This window comes from Sphingobacterium sp. ML3W (genome assembly GCF_000747525.1).
Taxonomy (GTDB): domain Bacteria; phylum Bacteroidota; class Bacteroidia; order Sphingobacteriales; family Sphingobacteriaceae; genus Sphingobacterium.
In genome coordinates, this window is sequence record NZ_CP009278.1 from 3,568,948 (window position 1) to 3,591,968 (window position 23,021).

The 23,021-nt window shown below is 39.6% G+C and carries 14 protein-coding genes; 4 read left to right on the plus strand and 10 right to left on the minus strand.

Features of this window, described 5'->3' with window-relative positions; translation table 11 throughout:
- Window positions 1-8 precede the first annotated feature (8 nt).
- The 8 genes from KO02_RS15270 to KO02_RS15305 all read right to left on the minus strand — a co-directional run bounded on the left by KO02_RS15270 (window position 9) and on the right by KO02_RS15305 (window position 17,019).
- The gene (locus KO02_RS15270; RefSeq protein ID WP_038699634.1) at window positions 9-1,736 is read right to left on the minus strand and encodes a RagB/SusD family nutrient uptake outer membrane protein; all 1,728 of its coding nucleotides are present in this window, start codon (window positions 1,734-1,736) and stop codon (window positions 9-11) included.
- Window positions 1,737-1,953: 217 nt separating this feature from the next.
- Window positions 1,954-4,239, minus strand: coding sequence for a GH92 family glycosyl hydrolase (locus KO02_RS15275; protein WP_038699636.1), 2,286 nt, complete (start codon window positions 4,237-4,239; stop codon window positions 1,954-1,956).
- Between the two features lie 34 nt (window positions 4,240-4,273).
- Window positions 4,274-7,342 carry a discoidin domain-containing protein gene (locus KO02_RS15280; RefSeq protein WP_038699638.1) on the minus strand — a complete coding sequence of 1,023 codons (3,069 nt, stop codon included), beginning with the start codon at window positions 7,340-7,342 and terminating at the stop codon, window positions 4,274-4,276.
- A gap of 34 nt (window positions 7,343-7,376) precedes the next feature.
- The gene (locus tag KO02_RS15285; protein ID WP_038699640.1) at window positions 7,377-9,713 is read right to left on the minus strand and encodes a GH92 family glycosyl hydrolase; all 2,337 of its coding nucleotides are present in this window, start codon (window positions 9,711-9,713) and stop codon (window positions 7,377-7,379) included.
- Between the two features lie 25 nt (window positions 9,714-9,738).
- A complete protein-coding gene (locus KO02_RS15290) occupies window positions 9,739-12,285 on the minus strand; it encodes a glycoside hydrolase family 38 C-terminal domain-containing protein (RefSeq protein WP_038699642.1) in 2,547 nt (848 codons plus the stop codon).
- A gap of 10 nt (window positions 12,286-12,295) precedes the next feature.
- Window positions 12,296-13,702 (minus strand): SGNH/GDSL hydrolase family protein, encoded by a 1,407-nt coding sequence (locus KO02_RS15295; RefSeq protein WP_081918404.1) that lies wholly within the window; start codon window positions 13,700-13,702, stop codon window positions 12,296-12,298.
- A 224-nt stretch (window positions 13,703-13,926) separates the two neighbouring features.
- The gene (locus KO02_RS15300; protein WP_051959968.1) at window positions 13,927-15,570 is read right to left on the minus strand and encodes a DUF6377 domain-containing protein; all 1,644 of its coding nucleotides are present in this window, start codon (window positions 15,568-15,570) and stop codon (window positions 13,927-13,929) included.
- A 255-nt stretch (window positions 15,571-15,825) separates the two neighbouring features.
- On the minus strand, window positions 15,826-17,019 hold the full coding sequence (locus KO02_RS15305; RefSeq protein WP_038699644.1) for an FAD-dependent monooxygenase: 1,194 nt from the start codon (window positions 17,017-17,019) through the stop codon (window positions 15,826-15,828).
- A 559-nt stretch (window positions 17,020-17,578) separates the two neighbouring features.
- Between KO02_RS15305 and KO02_RS24400 the strand changes: the two genes are divergently transcribed.
- The 3 genes from KO02_RS24400 (at window position 17,579) to KO02_RS15315 (ending at window position 19,356) form a co-directional block, all read left to right on the plus strand.
- Entirely contained in the window at window positions 17,579-17,755 is a 177-nt protein-coding gene (locus tag KO02_RS24400; RefSeq protein ID WP_400263605.1) for a PLDc N-terminal domain-containing protein, read from the plus strand.
- Window positions 17,756-17,969: 214 nt separating this feature from the next.
- Window positions 17,970-18,260, plus strand: coding sequence for a DUF3861 domain-containing protein (locus KO02_RS15310; protein ID WP_038699646.1), 291 nt, complete (start codon window positions 17,970-17,972; stop codon window positions 18,258-18,260).
- Between the two features lie 43 nt (window positions 18,261-18,303).
- Complete coding sequence (locus KO02_RS15315; protein WP_051959969.1) at window positions 18,304-19,356, plus strand: FUSC family protein; 1,053 nt, start codon at window positions 18,304-18,306, stop codon at window positions 19,354-19,356.
- 252 nt (window positions 19,357-19,608) lie between these two features.
- On the opposite strand, the gene KO02_RS15320 is transcribed toward KO02_RS15315, so the two are convergent.
- Window positions 19,609-20,052, minus strand: coding sequence for a hypothetical protein (locus KO02_RS15320; protein ID WP_038699650.1), 444 nt, complete (start codon window positions 20,050-20,052; stop codon window positions 19,609-19,611).
- Between the two features lie 894 nt (window positions 20,053-20,946).
- Between KO02_RS15320 and KO02_RS15325 the strand changes: the two genes are divergently transcribed.
- Window positions 20,947-22,383: a glycosyltransferase family 2 protein gene (locus KO02_RS15325; RefSeq protein ID WP_200878557.1), complete on the plus strand. Its 1,437-nt coding sequence runs from the start codon at window positions 20,947-20,949 to the stop codon at window positions 22,381-22,383.
- Between the two features lie 203 nt (window positions 22,384-22,586).
- Here the strand turns inward: KO02_RS15325 and KO02_RS15330 are convergent, their stop codons facing one another.
- A complete protein-coding gene (locus KO02_RS15330) occupies window positions 22,587-22,928 on the minus strand; it encodes a winged helix-turn-helix transcriptional regulator (protein WP_038699652.1) in 342 nt (113 codons plus the stop codon).
- Window positions 22,929-23,021 lie beyond the last annotated feature (93 nt).

The window sequence follows — 23,021 nt, forward strand, 5'->3', positions numbered from 1 at the left end:
CAGTTTTGCTAATAACCAGGGTTTTGTAATAAGTCGATAGATTTTGCCACTTCAGACTGTGGTATTGGCCAGAGGTACATGCGTTTATCAAAGACACGCTTACGTACATTGATAGTCATGTATTGGGTATCGCCTGCAGTCCGCACCGGCTCGGTACCATGCAATTGACGGTTCTCCATATTTTCAGCAATTTTCCAACGGCGTACATCAAAGAAACGATGACCTTCAAAAGCCAGTTCTTTTTGTCTTTCATTCCATATGATCTTCCGCATTTCTTGCTGGGACAACCCTGGAGTTAGAGTATAAGGAGACAGTCCGGCTCTTTTGCGGATATCTTCCACAGCCTGATAAACTTTTTCATCTGGTATACCCAAGTATTCATTTCGCGCCTCAGCATAGTTCAATAAGATTTCGGCATAGCGAATGATTGGCATACAACGTGGAGTAACCGTATTGAACCAATCGGCAGCAACATCGCGATTAATCATTTTGTAGGTATAGTAACCCGTTGGTGTACCTTTATATACCGCATCCTGGCCAGAAACTACATGATTAGGGTTCGTTTTATCGATATAAATGTTGACCGGTCTTTTAGCCAGACCATCACGATGAAAAACCAAAGATTGATCACGGGTGATGGTATTGCTAAATCGGGGATCTCGGTCTTTATAAGGCTGTTTTGGATCGTATCCAGAATTAGGATCATCTATAGATAGTCCATTTTTCATACCGAAAGCATTAGCGGTTTCGAGATACGGATACGCTCCTGGATTGGATACGCCGAATGTTGGCGGGTTCCAGATCCCTTCCAGATCCCGATTGGTATTTTGCATACGGGCTAATAGGTATTCTGAGTTTTTACGCAATTGGAAAACTTGATAAAAACCATAACCAGCCTCACTATTATCTCCTTGATGTAAAGCATACATACCAGATTCCATCACCTGTTCTGCCGCTTTTTCCGCACGTTCCCAACGGCTTTTATCTTGATCTGGATAAGCTATAACAGCTTGTAAAGGTCCCTCAGAAACTAGTCCCTGACCATTAAATAGCGGACTGGCTGCATAAAGAAGCAATCTGGATTTTAAGCCATAGCAGGCCGCTTTATTGATCCTGCCATAATTTTCTCCGTTATGGCTCCACGGAAGATCATCTGCTGCAGCATCACATTCCTGCACGATATAATCGATGCATTCCGCATAAGTATTCCGTGTAGACGGGATAACACTGTCGGCTTGATAAACACTATCCCCCAACAGTGGAATACCTCCATAATGCTCCAACAACATAAAGTAATAGTAGGCCCGCAGAAAACGTGTTTCGGCTTTCGTCCGTACTTTTATATTGTCCCCAAACTTAGCGTTTGGCAGATTTTTGAGCATAATATTAGCTCGGCGGATATTGGTATAACTGGTCGTCCAAGCATCTTTGGTAATCATATTGGAATTAACCGTTCCGGTTGCAAACTGAATAAATGTATTGACGCTCCCTAACCCAGCGCCTTCTGCTTCATCGGTACTCGCATCCAAACCGCCTCCCCCAAAGCGTTTCGGCCAGGTGGCAAAACCGATTTCGCTATAAATACCCGATAAAAAATTAATAGTATAGGCACTATCGGAAAATACGACCTGCTCATTCAATTCTGATGATTGGGTCTGATCCAGGAAACCCTGTTTATTACAGGCCAAAAAAATAGGTATAGCAATAGCTACATAAATAAAAAATCTCTTATTCATAATTAGATCTATAAATAGGTGTCCCAATGGTTTACGTCGGTATAATTGGTTTTATTCAAATCAATTGGAACACACAAAAATGAAAATGGTTATGTACATCATTAGACAGCTACCATCAAATCAGACTGTACCCGCCGTCCCATCTTTTATGGTCCACCATAATGGTGACGGCACATACTCATGCGATGTGTCGTCAGCTTCTTTATTTTGCTTATCATTACTGTTCTTTTAATTGACTCAGTGAAAATGGTTTAGACTCTTGCGTGACTCCTCTATTATAGTTTGGCGCATCTCCCATTTCGAAGTTCAATTCGCCGCCTTCAGAGATATCCTTGTAAGTAATAAAATTCTTATCATAGATAACTCCGTTCAGACGTGCAGTTTGTATATATACATTCTTAGCATTGTTTTGCTTAGCGTTGATTACAAAACGTTTACCATTTTCCAATGTAATAGTCGCTTTCTGAAAGACAGGACTTCCGATAACATATTGATCGGTACCTGGACATACACTATAGATGCCTAATGCACTAAGGACATACCAAGAAGACATCTGACCTTGATCTTCATCCCCTGGATATCCTCTTTCAGTTGCATTGTACAATTGAGAAGTTACCATACGTACTTGTTTTTGCGATTTCCAAGGCTGTCCACTAAAATTATATAGATAAGATACGTGCTGTGTCGGCTGATTGCCATGCGCATATTGTCCCATCTTGGCCAGTAACATTTCCCGCATTTCATGGATTTCCTGTTTATAGGAGCCATATTTTATCGTCTGTTCCATAGTAAAGAAAGAATCGAGCTTGGCGTTGAAGCGCTTCTCATCACCGACAAGATTAATCAATCCATTGATGTCGTGGAGTACAGACCAGGTATATTGCCAGGCGTTTGCTTCTGTAAAAGCTCCTCCCCATTCAACGGGATCAAAATTTGGTATCCAGTCACCATTAGGCAAGCGTCCACGAACAAAATTTACAGCTGGATCAAAAACATTTCTGTTGTTGTACATTTGACGGGCATAAACATTTTTATAAAATTCATTACCGGTCAGATCGGCCAATTGGTAAGCACAAAAATCATCATATGCATACTCTAATGTTTTAGCCGTACTTTCATGGTTATCTTCACTATACGGGATATAGCCTTTTGTGAAATAATCTTCCCATCCCTGGCGACCATTGGATCCACCCCAAAACCCTTTGTTCGTTACTTCATGATAATAAGCATTCAAGGCACTGTCTGGATCAAAAGTACGAATACCCTTTACCCATGCATCTGCCAGCAAAGAAATGGCATGGTTACCAATCATCACTCCTGACATCCCTGGATTGGACCAAGTCGGAAAAAAACCGGCCTGTTGCTGCGCTGTCAGCAAAGATTGCATATAGCGCCCCTGCATTTCTGGATGCAAGATATTGCTCAAAGGAAACTGAGCCCTAAAAGTATCCCAAAAGCCATTATCAGTATACATATAACCTTGATGTATCTTGCCATCGTAAGGACTAAAATAATACGGTTTCCCTTGTTCATCTACCTCGTAAAACTTTCGCGAAAAGAGATTTGCACGGAATAGGCAGGAGTAAAAAGTTGCCTTTTCCGCTTCTGTACCACCCTCCACCAACACTCTATTCAACAATGAATTCCAAGTTTCAAAAGCCTTCTTTTTAGTCACTTCAAAATTCTTATTACCAGCCAATTCAAGTTCAAAATTACGTTCTGCCTGCGCTGCGCTAATATAGGAAGATGCAATTTTTACCTCCACATTTGTCCCTTGCTTAAACTCCAGATAAGCACCGACACCTTTTCCTACGGCATGGTTATTTCCTCCTTCGGTACTGTTATCGGTATTTTCCCAAGTGCCATAAGCCTTAAAATCCTGATCAAAAACGAGTACGAAATAGTTCCTGAAATTCTCGGGTACGAAACGACCATTGTTGACATAACCGACGATTTTGCGTTCCTCTGGGATAATCGTTACTTCACTATCCTTGATAAAACCATCAAGTATCAGATAGGCATTTTCCTTTTTAGGAAAACTAAACCGCATATGTCCACCTCGCTCTACAGGACTGACCTCTGCCTGAATACCATTATCAAACTTGACCGCATAATAATTAGGCTTAGCCACTTCATGATCATGACTAAAGGACAGGGCACGCGCTTCCTCCTCTACTTGTAGCTTACCCATTCCAGGCATCAGCGAAAAGACCGCATAGTCTCCCATCCAAGGGCTGCATTGGTGTACCTGTTGAAAGCCACGGATGGTATTAGCCTTGTACTGATATTTCCAACCGTCTCCATTCTTACCTGTTTGTGCGGAGAAAAAGTGTACGCCAAAAGGCAAACCTACTGTCGGATAGGTGTTCCCATAAGAGAGGGACCACTCCGAATCTGTACCCTGCAAAGTATTGACATACTTAACCAGATCTGTCTGTTGCGCATAACTTGGGGTCAACCCTAAGAATAGAACTGCAAAATAAAATATAATATTTCTTTTCATTTGATGATTTGTGTTTCTATAAAACATACTTTTATTATTTGCCCAATTGTAACATCGTCTGTTCCGCCTGACCGTATTGTTTCCATAACAATGACGCATGTTCTAACTGCACCGGCTTCAGATCATCAAGACTGATGATCTTTTCTTCACCTGGCAATAAAGTGAAATAATTGTCCGAGAAGAGCACCGGTAAAATACGTTCACCCGTCTGACTATCCTGCAAGCGAAGACGATTTCCAAAAGCTACTGTAGTCCCTGCATTCTTGATCCGCACTTTTGAACTTTCCCCCACAGTCAGTTCAAGAAGCTCAAAAGTCAATTGTGCAGGCGGCAAAGCATTCAGATCGGTATAATCCAGATCCTTCTCTCCATTTCTCCAATAAAAATTCTCAGACAGCACCATACCTAGGCTATCCTTAAGCTGTAATTTTATAAAATGTAAGGGCGATAATTCGATATGTTGTTTCTCCTTTCCAAAAACTTCAATTTCGAAAATAGAGAATCCATAATCTGATGCGCGCTTGGTTGCCAAAACTTTTACATAGCGGGCTTTTACGCCATTTAAAGCGATGTCTTCCGTCCCGCCTTTCGCATTTTCATTTTGATGAACAGTTTTCCAGTTCTTCGCATCATGAGATACTTGCAGCATATATTTACTCGCATAGGCCTGCTCCCATTTGATCCTTACGGTCTCCAGTTTTTGTGATTTTTCCAAATCCACATAAATCCATTCTTGATCCGTAGAATTGCTCTCCCATCGGCTAGCACTCGCCCCATCAGTTACAAAACTGGATTTTCCGTTACCTTGCTCAGAAGAAGCATAAGCCGGTTTTTCAAAAGCCAAATTTCCCTGATTAAATTTCAGTCGGAAAGCTTCTTTTCGATTGCTGGCAGGCAAATCCAATTTAGCCGTTGCAGTATACATCGGCAATTCTTTACCTGCTATATTGTAGACCTGCGCAGTGACATAAGCGCCATGCAGATCCTTAGCCGTAGTATTGATTGCTTTAACGCTGTTGTTTGATGCATTCCACTGAATATGTAAAGGTTCACAGGCTTGCTTTGCACCCCAGTACGCACCTGTCGCATCGTAATAATAATCATAGGTCTGCCATACAAAAGATGGATATGCCGACTGACTCATCCAAATCAACATACCGGTAGCATCGTCCCACATTTTATCATTCCAGGCTTCATACATACCCTTCATCACTTCCAGATTCAGGTACTGTGCCTTTTCACAAAATGCTTCCAGATTATTGGATTCCCCAAATTGAGTATTAACGGCTTGTTTATATTTGATTGGACTCGCATTGGAAGCTTCTTTTCCAAAATAATGCTTGTTCCATACATTGTCTTCTTCCTTTTCCAATTGTTCATCTGTCGGCAAGGGCCAGAGTTTATCGGCAGGAATAAATTCCTTCACACTCTCGTAATTGGGAAAGGTTGCTGTACCGATTTCCGTCCGCAGGCCATAACCACGATCCGATCCGTAAGGATAAGCTGGATCATTCCAGGCTAGGTTACTCCCAGAGCTTTCGAAATGATGTTTAGGAGGTTGATTGCCCCACCAACCACTTCCCGAAAGTCCGTCCTGATTAGAACTGGACTTATACATACGATCGTTATGATCTTCCAAAGCCACAATTGATCGCAGGTAGTTATCTAGTTCCGATTTTGGATGCGTTTCATTCGCCCCACACCACAATGCTATACTTGGGTGATTACGCAATCTTTTAACTTTATCCAGCGCATTAGCCTTAAAATCATCATCATTAGCGACATCATTGTAGGCTACATACAGCCAGAAATCATCCCATACCATGATACCGTAACGATCACAATAGGTATAAAACTCGTCGTCAGTAACCGTTCCTGTCCACAGACGGATCATGTTGTAGTTCATATCCTTGTGGAGCTTAATTTTCTTTTCGTACTCTTCACCATGACAGCGCAGCAAGTATTCGCTCATCCCCCAGTTGCCACCTTTCAGAAAAATCTTTTGCCCATTAATCAAAAAAGTAAGCACTGGCCAACCCGCCTTGTTAGCTACATATTGATATTCATACTTACGGATTCCGAAACTGATTTCCTTTTGATCCGAAAGCTGTCCATCGCTGGTCGTGGATAAAGTACACGTGTACAAATGAGGTTCGCCATATCCATTTGGCCACCATAGTTTCGGTTTACGGAGTATGAATTCTTTGACTTCAGCACGACTCAGGTACACTTTTGTACTGCTATTAGCATCAATTTTAACTTTTTTGTTAACGCGGATATCTCCAGGTTGAATCACACCGGAAAGCATTACCTCCTTCGCTTGATCTCCACTATTTTTCAGCTCAGTAGATACAAACAGGTAAGCAATATCGTTAGACTCCAGTTCAGACCGTACCCAGGGATCTTCCATGGTTACATCACCGGTTGTATTCAATGATACATGACCGGTGATACCTGCCAATCGACCAGGGACATAAGGCATCCAATCCCAACTAGCAGCAGATAGATAAGTTGGGCTAGCCACTATCCCAAAAGGATCTTTGGCATGTCGGGTTTTCTTTTGATCAGCATCAGTGATCAGCACTGCTACCGCATTTTCTTCCCCTAACTTAACCAGATGGCTGATTTCGTATTTCGTTCGTAACATATGACCCGAAACATCTTTCGTCGAGCCAGCAGTTCCCGATAGTTTGACACCATTGACATAAAAATCAGCATAGCGGTTGGTGTTGTCAAACTGCAACCAAAGCCTTTCTCCCGATTTGTAGTTGGCCGGCAATTTAAAATTTGTTCGATACCAAAAAGGACGGTTGTAGTACGTTTCATCGACTTGATGGATGTGGTCGCCAAAGTTAGGATCAGGTACAAGGCCTGCTTCTACATAAGCCGTGAAAACGACGCCCGGCACAACACCTTTTACCGCTTTCTCCATCTTAAAATCCGGACGAGATATTTCCTGTCCAGTATACGGCAATTCCGCTTGCGGTTTCACTTGCCAGACGATATCTGGATTGTCGCTATTTAGCGATATTTTCTTCAGTTGTCCCATACAATATAGATTTATCAACATCAGGTTTAGTAATAACAGCGTTACTCTTCTCATAGTTTTTTTAAGCAAGTTTGACGTCTCCTTGACTCTATTTGATTAGTCCCCATTCCTTATTCGGCTGTTCGCCCATAAACAGCTCCAATTTCCCCCCCGATACGATATCCTTAAAATCGAGGTAACATTGATCGTAAGGTCTTCCGTTCAGCAGAGCTTTCTGGATGTAAATATTCTTCTCGGAATTATTATGTGCTTTGATCACGAAATCCTTACCGGTATAATAAGCCCTATCCAACGGAAAAGTAATCTCATCAAAAACGGGGCTGGTAATTTCGTAGCGAGTACTTCCTGGAGTAGAAGGATGAATGCCCGAAGCACTCAGCACATACCAAGCAGACATCTGCCCTACATCTTCATTTCCCACAATTCCTTCAACACCATTTTTATACGCTTTCTCGCAAATATGACGGGTCCATTTTTGGGTCATCCAAGGGGCACCAAGATGGTTAAAAAGAAAAGGTACCAAATGCACGGGCTCGTTGGCGTGATTATAGTAATCGTTCCACAATAGGTTCTCAGGTGTTTTGTTAAAAAAATCCGTAAGATCGGCCAACACCTTTTCTCTGCCCCCCATAAGCACTATCATCCCCGGTATATCTTGAGGTACGAACCAACCTTGTTGGTAGGCATTCGACTCCATTGTACCATACCATTCCTTGACACGACCTTCTGCAGGCCATGGTTCCCAAGAACCATCTTCCAAGCGTGGTCGAAACCAACCTTTTTCTGTATCAAAAATATTCCGGTAGGCCTGCCCTTTTTGCTCGAAAACCTTAGCTTCTTCTATCTTGCCCAAACCTTTGGCCACCTGCGCGATGCACCAATCGGTATAAGCGTATTCAAGCGTATTCGAAATACTGAGTGGCGGACCGGAATAGCCCAATTTATCGTTCCCAAATAACTTTGATGTATTTTTCGCGTATGCGTAAGCCTTCTCTACATCATAATCCCGAATTCCTTTGACATAAGCATCCGCTAACACCGACAAGGCTGGATTACCGATCATACAACCTGAGTAGGCATTCAATAATTCCCAACGCTCAAAATATGCACGTCCAGATTCCTCAGCCAATGTAATCAATGAATTTAACTGATCGCTGACCAGTCTCGGGTTGATAATAGTCTGCAAAGGAAACTGGCTCCGAAATACATCCCAACCACTGAATATGGTACGTTTTGTAAAAGTGGTATTGCTATGGATTTCCTGGTCACCACCGCGGTAACGACCATCCAAATCTGCAAAAGTACGTGGGTCTATCATCGTATGGTACAGGGCAGTATAGAAGATTGTTTTCTGCTCCTCCGTTCCTCCTTTTACCTGCATTCGGTCTAATTCGCGATCCCATAATTGTTTTGCCTCTTCACGTACTTGTTCAAATGCTTTACCTTTAATCTCATCTCTAAAATTTCGTTCAGCACCATCCATATCCACAAAAGAAATACCTACCTGTAACGTGACCACTTCATCCTGCCTCGTAGCAAAATCCGAGAAGAACCCCAAATGCTTTCCTTGCAGCTCATCCTTTCCGTGGATAATCTCGGCATTTTCGACCTTCTGCAGGTAGGGTATGCTCACTACATCATCACGTTTACGGGACTGGTTAACAGGGATATCTGCACGCCAAAAACCGTAGTTCGTCAATGGTTTACTAAAGTATGCGTAGAAATAAACGGTATAATCAGCTTTACCTTCACCATTTCCCCAGCCTCCGCCCTCTGGCGTACATTTCATCCAGCCTTTGATGCTATGCTCATCGACCTTAGTGACGTACTGCTCGATAGAAGTCCCTCCAACACGTCGCGCCAGATCAATCTGAATCCGGGAGGACTTATCCTGTGGAAATGTAAATTTAAGCATTCCACTATGTGGAGCGGCTGTTGCTTCAGCCTTAATCCTATAATCCACCAGATCTACACCATAGTATCCCGCCTGAGCAACTTCTGTTGCTTTATTGTAAGCAGATCGGTACCCTGCGATACTCCCATCTTCCTTACCTGCGATAGTCTTCATCGCACCTGTCGTCGGCATGACTAAAAAATTCCCAAGATCACCATACCACCCAACTCCACTCATCTGTGTAAATGCAAATCCTTCGATTGTACGGTGTTCGTCGCTATAGCCGGGACTATTATCCCCTCCTGTTATGGTATTCGGACTCACCTGTACCATACCAAAAGGTGTCGTAGCACCAGGAAATGTTTTTCCCAGACCATGATATACTCCTGCAGCGCCAACACTCGTACTCGCCCCAATAAAGGGATTTACATAGGCGCTCGGAAAAATAGAATTTCCTTGTTTTTTAGCAGTACAAGAAACTCCAAAAAGAAATAGGCAAAAAATCGTATATAAAATAATTCTGTTCAGCATCAATATCAACTTAAGATCTTATCGTTTATTTAGTTATCCGTAATGTTTTTATTCCGTAGCGTGGCAGTTGCACGGTAAAGGTTTGCTCCAGACCTATCTTGGTCAGCGATAAATCTTGCACTTGATCACCATTAAGTAAAACCTCAGTAACAGCAGTTGCTGGAAAACCTAAGGCAATCATTTTTGGGGAAGCATCGCCTTCCGCATTAAAAAGTCGAAGTAAAATATCCCCATCAACCACCTTCATAGTAGTTACCTCGTAACCCGACCCAGATATTTTAACGAAAGAATGATCTTGTAGTGCAACCGCTGGCTGATACATAGCTACTAAAGGTTCATTCCAATAGGTACTTTGGCTTGCTACCTGAGCATCGTCCCATTTTCCGCGATGCGGAATCAGCGCATATTTCATCTTTGTCGGCCCATTGATTTTATAATCCATACCCCAAAGTCCAATACCCGAATACTGTGCTGTCAGACTTAAAGGATAATTTTCACCATGCAAATAAGAGGTCGTATGATCGGACAATAAGGCCAAACCGTAGGCTTCATCCTGCTGGTTGATATCTACCCAATTCAAGATAACATTGTGCTTTATGGAATCCCATTGGCCAAAAAACGTGTTGTCCAATATACTCTCACAGACATCAAAAGGTGCATTTTTAAACAGCTTCGTCTTACCTAGACTGTTTGGAAACATCACTTTCAGTTTATAACGATCGTCGGTATAGGCCCGTCTATTATCCGTCCAATTGGACCCCTGCTTATATTCACCAATACCAACATTATTTTTCCAATCGATAGTCAGATCAAAATCAATCCGATTTTGTCCCGCCTCAAGTGTAATAATCTGGCTGAATGGATGCGTAGCAATAGTCCCACGAACTTCCACCTTAGTCACTAACCCATTATCTTCCAGCACGACGATACTGACGGGAGTTTGCTTGGAAGAATAAAACTGTTGATCCTCATAGAAAAACCCAGATATTTCACCCATATCATAAATTTTATCTTGACCAGCAAAATCTTTATCACCCACGTGCTTAGCAATCAGCGTTTTGATTATTCCACCTTTAGATTTATCCAGTACCATTTTATACTGATCATTCTCCAAAACGCAGTTACCATTATAGTCGAAGATCACATGTTTTCCGTTTTTCTGCTTCGTTTTACTTTTTCGAATCTGATAGGTTGCATACCCCATTGCGGGTACTGTTGCCTGGAATGTCACGACAGGAACAGTTTCCTGTAACCTCATCGTAGACAAAACCAACTCACCTTTACTATTGTAGATATCTATATTGTCCGAAGCAAGGCTATCTGGAAGGGGTAACGAAATCACCTCAGATCTTGCACTCGCGATACTATTATAAACCCGAATAAAACCCAATCCAGATTCCCCTGTTTTGGTCACTGTGGCAAAACCATTTATAGCCTGATCCGCGATCTGACCCGCAATTGCATGGGTATGATCAGTCCAACCTTTTATAGCCTGAATCCAGTTTTGTTTGGTATTTAACTGATTGTAAGGTACAATCCAAGAGTCATGATGCTGTGCCATCATTAAAGTGCGCCAAGCATCAAAAAACATATCCTCTGTAGGCTTGTATTGATGATCTATGTTGGCCATCGCACTTATTTTTTCGCTTCTTACGATCATGTTTTCTGCGTTACGCACCTGCTGCCCTATTCGTTGTAAAGCCTGACTGCCCCACATCAGGTTGACTAGTACATCCTCCTGAGAGAAACGCCAGTTATCATCCGTTTTACCCGCAGAAATTTCTTCAAAATATTCTTTCCAGGTCACATAGGTAGATTGATTTTTGATATTATCACCATATCCCAACCATGGACCATTTTTCCATCCGGCATCTTGATAGCACATCCCTACAGGATCATTGATACCAGAAGCATAACTCGATTGCAAAAAGGTCGATGAATTGTTCCAAGCGGTGGTTTGCCAGGTAGATTTTTCTTCCAGCGCTTCACTTTTATAACGTGGTACTGTCAAAATACTGCTGCCTTCAGGTCCTATCCAATTGACCAGCTGTCCACCATAAGCCCGTGTATAACCACCCCAACAGGTATTGGGTGATTTAAGCACAGCATACTTAAAACCAAATTGCTTTAAAAGCTGTGGTAAACTACTCGTAAAGCAGGGTTCTTCCACCGCATAAGTACTAAATGTCAATCCGGGAAAATGCTCATGCAGGCGCTTGATACCGTATTCAAATTGACGTATAAGACTTTCACCAGAAATGTTATAAGCATAGGGCTGTGCATAGGTCGGATTTGTAAATTCAATCCGATTATCCAATGCTATACGGCTAAAGTTGGCATAATCCACTGGCGACTGTACCCTTACAGAATCCCAGGTCTCGGGTTCAATTTCAAGTCCCAGCTTCCACTCCGGATGCTTCGCCAGGTTATCGACCATAAACTGCGTTACCCAAAGTGGGTAGTGCCCATAGATTCCACCATGATAACCATCCACAAAATAGGCTTTTTGTGCTTCCGAACGAATCGGAAGCAAATAACAACCTAATATTAGAAATAATATACGTTTCATCATCCTATGCTGACTAGCTGACTTTCACGAGTGTAAACTTCCGCTTTAATGGATGTCCGGTTTCCTTTATCAGCGCTAATAAAACATCCATTTCCCCCTGCCATGCCTTTCTTACTTCAGGGAACATCGCTTTGCTATACAAATCGCGTTTTGCATTCAGCCAACCATCCTTTTCTTTATATTGATCCAAGACTTCAATGGCTTTTCGGTTATTGGCATCTAGCAAACCTTTAGGTTGAAAGAAATTGTATTGCACCCAGGCATAGTCGCGAAAACGGCGTTCAATCTCCCAACGTTCCTCGTTCAGATGCATAATCCTTATCGCTTGCTGATACTGTGGAGTCTGGTTCAAATTGGCTAGATTGATCCCCTTTTCATAATCAGCTGCAGACCACGTACCAATAGTCTCCTCATCGATAAAAAGCTGATAAGATCCTTCCAACCCTTTAACTGTCAAAAGCTCCTGATTCATTTCTTCCATAAAGGGCACAACCTTGGTGGCCATAAATTGGCTCTTTTTACTACCCCATCCACGAGCTACCGTATCCAAAGGGTAAGGAAGCGATCCAGCAAGATAATCGAAGCTCATTCCGTCCGAAGCTTTCTTAATATTGGAGATCTTACAGTTTTCCACTGCAGAAGCTTTCATGTTTTTAGCATCCAACGACATAGCCGCTACCTTTTGCCCAACCCATCCCTGCGCCTTTAGAAAAAGGTAAGCCATCACCATGTGGCCATCATTATCAGGATGGATGCGATCATTACCCGAGATTGTAAACTCAGGATCTGTCTGCTGAAACTGTTTATTTAAGGCTGTGATAGGCGTATTATAGTCGAAAAACTCCCATTTGTTAGCTTGTGCCGATTGCTTTTGGAAATCAACGATACGCAACATCGCCTTGTTCTTATTTTTAAAAGCAGTATTGCCTGCAATCATTGCAGTTTCATCATATGGCGAACTGCCCACCAAGACAATGCTGGTTTTTGGAAGCTCTTTAAAGCGTTTTTCCAGCTGTTTGAAAGCATCATGAGATTCTTTCACTTTTTCATTGGCAAACTTTTCGGGTTCCGATTCGTTGTATTCAAAATAACCCGAATCGTTCATACCAAAAGTACTCACTAAAACGGTTGGCTTTTTACTAAAGACATCACCATCCAGGCGTTTCACCATATCGCTGGCCTTATCACCACCTATACCTGCATTTAGAAACTCCAGATTCATATTCGGAAAACGGGTCATATAATACAGCCAGATGTACGCGTGGTAATGTCCGCCATCGGTAATGCTATTGCCTAAGAATACCACCCGATCTCCCTGCTTAAATGGAGTAATCTGTTGGGCTTTTCCGACAAATCCGTTCAGCAGTAAAACGGAAAAACTGATGACTAAACACCAAGAGGTTGAATAGTTTTTTTTCATGCTATGGTTTATAATTTATAAAATGGTCCTCATCTTGCTGTTTGAAGGTGTTCCCTTCCATTCCGAAGCAAGTGTAAAACAAAGCTATACATCAAAACGCCTACCTGTATATACAGGTAGGCGTCTCGGTAAACTATTTTAAAGAATTAAAACACACAACAAACACTAAAACAACATGTTACAATAAACAAAAAAGAACCACTTAGTAAATGAAATAGAAAATTCTATTGGACAAAACTGCCAATTTTCTTCACCCTATCTTCAAAATTATCATGTTCAGCAAGTGCTTTTCCCTTCATCTTACTTTTATAATTGTAGATGGTCTGTATTGAATAACGTAAAAAAGTAGCAATCTGACTGACATCCGTAATACCCAGCCGTATGAGTGCCAAAATGCGAAGCTCCGTATTTAATTGTCCCTTTTTCAGACTAAAACGCTCTTCTTCCCGTAGTAAAAGATTCAACTCATCGACAAAGGTAGGATACACCTCCAAAAAGGTACTATCAAAATCCTGATACAACTCTTGTGCATCTTTTTCAAGGGTGCTGGTCGAGGTGGTCAGTTTTTGTAAAGCCTCGACTTGCCCTGCCTTTATTTTTCGATTCACATTGCGTCTATATTCATCCAATTTATCCAGATAAACAGCACATTGATTGATGTAATAACCAATGTATTTTTCGCGAATGAGATTAGCTTCGTCTAGACGCTGATTCACTGAAATCAATTGATTATTGGTTTGACTGAGACTCTTTTTTGCTGCAGAAACCACTTTAATCTGCCGATAGAGAAAGTACAGGGACAAAATCAGTACAACGGCAAATATACTGATTAACAGCGCGTACAGATGCAGATTCTTCCGCTGCTGTTCTATCTTAGCTAGGTAAGTAGCTTCAATGATTGGCTGTGTACGCGCAATAACTGCATTCCTAAACCTAGAGTTATAAAAATTGGCATCCTCCAAAGAGGCCCGGACATAATTATATGCACGATTAACCTCACCTTTATTGTAGAGATGTATAGCCAGGGTCAATAATGATTCATTTTCCTTGACAGCAAGTCTAGTATCGGTTATCGCAGCAAGAATCAAATATTTTTCTTCAAGATTAGCATTGCTCAACTCTTTATAGACCATAGCCAGCCCCATTGCACTCATGGCATACCCATGCGAATTTGGTTCTGCAAGTTTAAAGAGCTGCTCCTGTATCTTAGCCGAGGCGGTATAATCACCATCGCCTTTTAGTTTAAAGGCCATCTCTTTGAGGTACATTTCTCCTTTTGGATCCAATAGACCCATTAATACATCTCTTGAATTTTTATTTTCCTGTTCATATACCCGCTCAAACTTTTGACTATCGCTATACTTGACAAGATTTTCATTATAACGGATATGGCTCCACCAGTACAGCACTTTGAGGTGAAGAGGAAGACTGTCATAATGAATGGTATCAAAAATTTCTGCGGCCTGCGTGAATAGTCCCGACATAGCAGAAATAAAAGCCAGTTTCAGCTTACTCTCTGAAAGATAATCTGCATGGTTTAAATCCTTTGCTATCTGAATATTGCGTTCAATATACGCAAGTGCCGAATCGCATTTAAAGGATTGGTATTCTAATATGATATCGTTGTTTAGTCGGTATTGATCCTCCAGGGAACCCTGATTTTTCAGTTTCTTCTTTATCGTATCAATACGTGTTTCCTTGATGGCCGTATAGCCTTCGCGGTCTGCAATGGCCTTGTCCAACACCTTTAATAATGAATCTATTTCCTTAGTTGCATAGACATTTTGGCAGAAAAATATAATACAAAAAATGGCTAGTAATACTGTTCTAATGTTACCCTTCACTGGTCTATAAAAATGGTTGTGCATAAACTTAGATAAATTTGGTTAAATACACAATACATATTCGTTATTAATAAACGAGAGCCACATGTTCCTTCCCTCCACCTGAAAAGACTATTTTACGCAAGTCGAATGGTCAGAAAGTTAAGGATGTACAGGTATTGGAATTAGCAAATATCATATAGATTTAGATATATCAACATAAGCTCAATACACAATCTATACCTCATTATCAGAGATAAGCGATTAAGTAAAAGATAATTTTTACTTAATCGCTTTTGATTAGTCATATTTAGGCAAGTGGATTCGCTCTTTTGATTCCTTTTTTTCTTTACCACTAAATAGTTTAGAAATTTTCTTTACTATTTTACTAGATGCTATACCAAGGACAGTATTGAATATTGCAATCCCCATCTTTGTTTTAGGATGCGCCATCCAAGGTACTCCTGGAGGCAAATTCTGAATATCTTGAACATAAGGCCGCAATAATTTCTCATATGCTTCAAAGGCTTCATGATGATTCTTATATTTAGACAATTCACCAGCCAATACATAGGCCCCGACTATGGAAAGACTTGCTCCCATTCCTGTCATCGGAGTTGGACAATAAGCAGCATCTCCTACCATTGCACACCTTCCTTTGGTCCATCTTGGAGCCTTCACTTGGCTTATACTATCAAAATAAACATCCTTACTCGCTACCAGAGCATCCAAAATCCGGACTGATTGCCAACCAGCATCGGTAAATGTTTGTTTAAGAATTTCTTTTTGTTCAGTTATATCGAGCTTTTCATAACCTTTTTCCGGAGAGAGAAAAGAAAATGAAGCGCGGGTGGTTCCCTCATTATCCGGACGTATGTTCAAAACCCTTGACCCGGGGGCATTATACCAGTAAGCCCAAGCATTATCTGATTCAATACGTGGAATGGTCAAATATGAACAGTAAACACCAATGTATTTCACCACAGGTTCATCTCCAAACATCAATTTCCTAGTTGTCGAACGTATTCCATCCGCCGCAATGACTAAATCAAAGGAACGTGGCGAAGTATTTTTAAAGGTAACTGTAACTTCATTTTCGGCATCTTCTATAGCGGTAATGTAGTCACCGAAAATATAAGAAACATTTTCTTTGGTCGCATCATACAGAATTTTAGCAAGATCTCCGCGGAGGATTTCAAGCTCTGTGGTTCCGAAGCCTGAGTTTCCCTTAGGAAATTCTGCTTTGATATGATGATTTGCATCAACAAAACGGACGCCCAATTCCCCCGTATTTGCCGCTCGGATTTTACTCTCCAAGCCCATCATCTGAACTATTTTCTGTGCTTCATCTCTAACATCAATATTCTGACCGCCCAATCTTAGCTCGTCGGCACGTTCTACGATGGTTACGTCAAAACCAAATCGATGTAACCAAAATGCTAAGGTAGGCCCAGCAATACTAGCTCCTGATACAAGTACCGTTCTTTTTTTCATTTATCTATGTTTATATAATTCTGACATGCATGGGAAGTTACTGCTATTTACAACTTATATTTTGATCCGTTATCCTATCCATATACCTAATAAAATTGTCCATTTATTTTAGATACCAAAACATCATTCTCATCAAATTTAGTTGTCCATTTTTTGAAATATTGTTTGAAGATCAGATAATCTGTACAAGATATAACAGGAAAAGCACATTTACAAAATCATTCAAGTCATTTCAGATTGTTAGGAGACTGAATAGAGCTGCTCCTTTTAGAGCTCCACTATTAACTTCAACATGATGGCTCTGTGCATAACACATTGCCAAAAATAAAGCATGGCATTGTATTTTTCTGCAATTTTGCTCTTTTTCCTATCCCAATATTCTTCCTATATTATCAAGTCGCTTTCCGAACAGGAATAGCACTTCATAGCGGTATTTTCTTTTTTTTAGCTGTAATCCTAAAACTTATTTCACTTTTTCAAGGTTTAATACATTAGAAATTAACCAATCCAAAACTAATAGAACATGAATTTATCATTCATCAACATCGGAACAACAGAAATGTATTTTCTATTGATTCCTTTCATATTCGTTATTTACACCATTTATCACATTATCACCAATAATAATATCCCAGGCAACAAAAAACCATTATGGATAATCGCAGTTTTACTGTTCAACTTCGTCGGATGCATATTTTATTGGTGGTTCGGGAAAGATAAATCAAAGAATATATGATATATATTCAAAAATAAATGAAAGTATCAATTTACATCACCTGATTTTCCTAGTATCATCTTTTACTAGATATTGCGTTCTGATTAGGAAAATATAAATTGTACACAAATTCCTATTGCGACATCCGTTGCGTTGAATTTTATAAACTAATTTTCAAAATGGATTGATACAAATACCATAAAATAATCGCAATATTGTATATAATATAAATAATATGGAAAAAAAAACAAATAAATATAAGCTCACTTTAGAGCAGGTTTCTGTGAGAAAAGATGATGCTACACTGTCCGAACCAATCGTATTAGAATTTGAGAACCACGATGAGATTTTCAATATAATAGAAGTATTGCGCAAAAAGAATCTTTTCAATGATGAAAACCAATCTGTAGAATTTGCTATAGGTTTGAAAATGTTCAGTGAGGTTATGCTAAAGAACAAGACTAATCCTCTTTTTGAAAATTTTTCCCCTGCTTTCGTTGAATTTATGAAAAAACTTAAAAGCTAATCCACTAACGCTATTAGGCACTAACAGTATAAAGAAAGAGCTAATGGATTCATTTTTTAAACTTAATAAATCGAACAGACAGTGGCACCTACCCATAGTAGCAGGGCTAAGCGTAGGCATACCTATGATTTTGGGATGGTATATTGATAATATCGAAGCCGGTAAACTCGCGTCATTAGCCGGATTATCAATTTTATACATTCAATCGGATAAGCTCGTCGAACGAATGATATTACTCATGACCTGTTGCTTTGGAATCATGGTCTCTTTTACAATAGGATTATTTTTTTCATTCAATTCATTTATAGCACCAATTGCATTTGGGCTTTTGTCATTCGGAGTACATTACTCATTACATAAGCTTCAACTGACTCGACCTCCGGGCAACTTCTTTTTTATAATGTTGGCCTCTACCGCGATCTGCACCCCATTTCATCTAGAAAGCATACCTGAAAAAATTGGATATCTCGCTATTGGGACGATCTTAACATGTGGTATTGGTTTAATATACAGTCTGCTCACGCTTAAGAAAAATAAGGAACCAGAAAATTTGATCCATCATAAATCTGGCTATACCAATATCGTTGAATCCTTGATTTTTGGACTAGTTATGGCGATATCCTTAGCGGTGGCATTTTCATTAACTATCGAAAAACCCTATTGGATACCTATTTCCTGTCTTGCCGTAATGCAAGGTAGCAGTTCTAAACATATTTGGCTTAGGGCAACACAACGCGTCAGTGGGACACTGATTGGGCTGGGCATAACTTGGCTCATCGCATCCGGTAACCCAACCCCTCTAATTATGGTGATGAGCATTACCCTGTTACAAATAATTGTAGAATTTTTAGTGGTGCGAAATTATGGAGTTGCTGTCGTGTTTATTACCATACTCACTATTTTCTTATCGGAGTCTGGCAAGCAATTAACCCAAGATACGAATGAAATTTTTTTCGCACGCATGATTGATATATTTATTGGAAGTGTGATAGGGATAATAGGTGGTTGGATTTTATATCACGAAAAAATACATTTTTATGTAACCTTACAGCTTAAAAAAGCTAAAGTACTAATCAAGAAAACTAGACCTACATAACAATGGCCAAGTAGACATTCGACTAGCTCTTATTCCAATGTCATCCTTAATTTATACTAGTGCATCCTGCTACAAATCACCTGTGCAATAATAAAAAATAGCTATAAACACTGATCTTCAATTGCTCCGCTGTAATGAAGCTACCACTAAAAAGGGAATTCTCGGGGCCACATCTCAACTCATAAATTATGACTTGGCGAAAGCTGATATCCGATAATAAAAGAGTATTTTTCTAAGCGATATGGCATATCGCTATTTTGATAGTTCTACCAGTTCGGCGTGTGTAAAAGCGTGGACTCCCTTAAGGTAACTATTTGCTTCGCTCAAATATTTGTAAATGATGTTTTTCCCTTCTTGACTTCGTAGTTTCTGGAGATTGTGTACCAAGAACTCTTTATCAATTAATCTATCTTCATTGTATTGAAGAAATGAAGGTGCGTGGGTTTGTACAGACCAACGAATAAAACGAAGGTCAATATTGTTCTGATTTTTAGTGATAACAGATTCCAAAAGGTTTTTACCTTTCTTAAATTGGTTTATTTTCGTAAAAGGGTTGTTCTTATGTTTTGCCCAAAGTATTTCATACGCTGCAAGGTATCCTCTCTCAGTCGCAGTATGTGCCCCAGCCTCTAGTATTTTCAAATTGGCGGCACATAGTTTTTTATCCTTAGCAGCTACTGCATAGTCAGCACGCATTTTATCAATGTTGATTTGCGCAAAACAATTGATTGTACTTAATACAAAATATATACAGACAAAAAAGCAAATTCTCATTAGCAGTTCAATTAAAGTAAAAATTATGGTTTTAATACTTGTGTTCAAGTTCAATTCCGAACCCGTTTTATTTTAGTCAGATCATATACTTTCTATAATCTTTTTAGCATTGAAACATCAGAATAAGGCTATAGGTTCAGAACTATATTAATTTCGGGTATTAACACATTAATACCGTATTTACCACATAAAGGCTCCAATCTCCACTGCGTAAAGTATTAATCGATGAGACTTTTACTATTCTCCCAACCTAAAGCTTCTATACCATTTTTTCTAATATCTCAAGTGTAACTCTTGGTAAAACCAGATTTCAGAAATTCCAGACCATATATTAAACAATTCACTATCAACCACATGATCCCATACCCGCTTATTGATTAATATCATGTATGTTGCTTTTGGTCATAGCAATTTACAACTATTTTTGTCAACCTCGCTTATGAATGGATACTATAGATTGTGATATTTACAGCTCATGTCAAGTGTACACAAACAATAGCAATCAGACAAAGCTACATGACAAACAAAAAACTGAAATGTTAAAAAACCTTAAATCTCTACTTATTTAACAGACATTTTCTTACCGCATACGGGAGAATGCAAAAGGACCAAAAACACTATAAATCAGTTAATTAGACAACTAATATTTATATCAGATTTGTTACAATTAGTAATTGTGTTCAATTTTCATAAAATATTGGGGCATGTCTTTTGTAATTAGGGATTCGTAATATTTTTATTACAAAGGTAAGTTTGTCATTTGTCAACAAGATCAAATGCATTAACACACTAATAATAAAAAAGAATATGGATTATATGGAAGAAGTTCTCACTCCCTCACTGGAGGCTAAAAAGCAAGTAATGCCTGCTGTATTGAATTCAAATGAGCAGCAATCGAAACAACTAAATAATATTTTGGAACGTAAAACCAATCAATATGGTCTCAAAGAATATAGTATTTGGGCTTTCACCTTTTTGATATTTTCATCATCATTATTCGGCATCTATATGCTCCAGACAGAATTCGAGACACTTCGCTTCGAACGTTTGAATAGCATCGGTGGCACTCTACTCATTGGATTAGGAATTTTCTTGCTTTTATCAAGCATCAGTTTTATCATTTTTTTACTAATCTTACATCTTAAATATAAACCGATTGCTACGGTATCGGATGAAGAATTACCAACTTGTACTATCATTGTACCCGCTTACAACGAAGGACATCTTGTCTACGATACTTTACGTAGTCTTGCCAATAGCGATTACCCGGAACATAAGATCCAACTAATCGCTATCGATGATGGCAGCAAGGATGATACCTTTGCATGGATACAACGAGCTAAGGAAGAGTTGGGTGATCGTGTAGAAATTTATAAACAACCAAAGAATATGGGTAAACGCCATGCCCTCTATCGTGGTTTTAAATTAGGTAAAGGCGATATTTTTATTACTGTTGATAGTGATTCGGTAGTAAAAAAAGATACGCTCCGAAATATGGTCTCCCCATTCGTGAAAAAGAAAGAATGTGGTGCAGTCGCTGGAAATGTACGTGTGCTGAATAATAAAAAAGCAATTATACCACGTATGCTCAGCGTTAGTTTTACATTCAGTTTTGAATTTGTACGTTCGGCACAAAGTGTTTTAGGGACTGTCATGTGTACACCAGGGGCTTTATCTGCCTATAGAAAAGATGCGGTGATGAATTGTCTGGAAGATTGGATCAACCAAACTTTTATGAACCAGCCATCGGATATTGGCGAAGATCGCGCCATGACCAATATGATCTTGAAACAAGGTTATCACGTACTGTTTCAATCCAATGCTTTTGTCTATACCGACACACCTGTACGTTACAAAAATCTGTACAAGATGTTTATCCGTTGGGAAAGAAGTAATGTTCGTGAAAATATTATGATGAGTCGTTTTGCCTTTACAAACTTCCGTAAAGGTCCAAAATTGGGTACACGTATCTTATTGATTATGCAATGGAAGAAAGTATTGCTTTCTTATCCCCTACTCCTTTTAATGTTGTGGACAATATTCCATTATCCGCTCATGTTTTTGAGTGCTACGTTTGTAGGTATATTGATTTTCTCAAGTATACAAGCATTCTTTTTCGCATCAAAAAACGAAAATAAGAAAGAAGCATTTTGGGCCTATACCTACAGTATATTTTATGCATTCTCTTTATTTTGGATCACGCCATATGCCATCGCAACAGCAGGGCGTAGAGGTTGGTTAACGAGAGGATAATATTCAAAAAATAAATTCATATTTTACTATAATCAAGAGTGTGATTAAAAGATAAGGCGTGTGAGATGAATATCTCACACGCCTTATCTTTTAATTCCATCGAATAGAAAATTGAACCATCTATATTTCTGCAGAAAAACTTGGCTGCGTATTTGCTTTTTCCTAAAAAAATAAACTTATGTAATCAGATGCTCTTTATAGCGTTAAACCATAGCCATCTCTGGCTCTTCATAAAAATCTTCATTCCACTTTGCCAATTGGCACATAATCGGTATCAAAGCTTTGCCTTTTCCAGTTAATGAATATTCTACCCTGGGCGGTAGTTCCTTGAACTCCTCTCTAAAGATAATACCATCTTCTTCCAATTCTTTCAACGATGTGGTCAATACCTTTCTTGAAATATGCTCAATCATTGCATCTAATTGTCCGAAACGTGCTTTTCGGTCACGCAGGGTATAGATGATAACGGGTTTCCACCTCGTTCCTAAAATCCCCATAGAGCGTTGCATCGCGCATGAGCAACTCTTAAATTCAGTTCGTTTCATGTGAATATTCTTTAATAGTTACTCAAAGGTAACTACTTTATACTATCAATAGTTACAAATGTATACTATTTGAAATATATTTGCAATGTTATA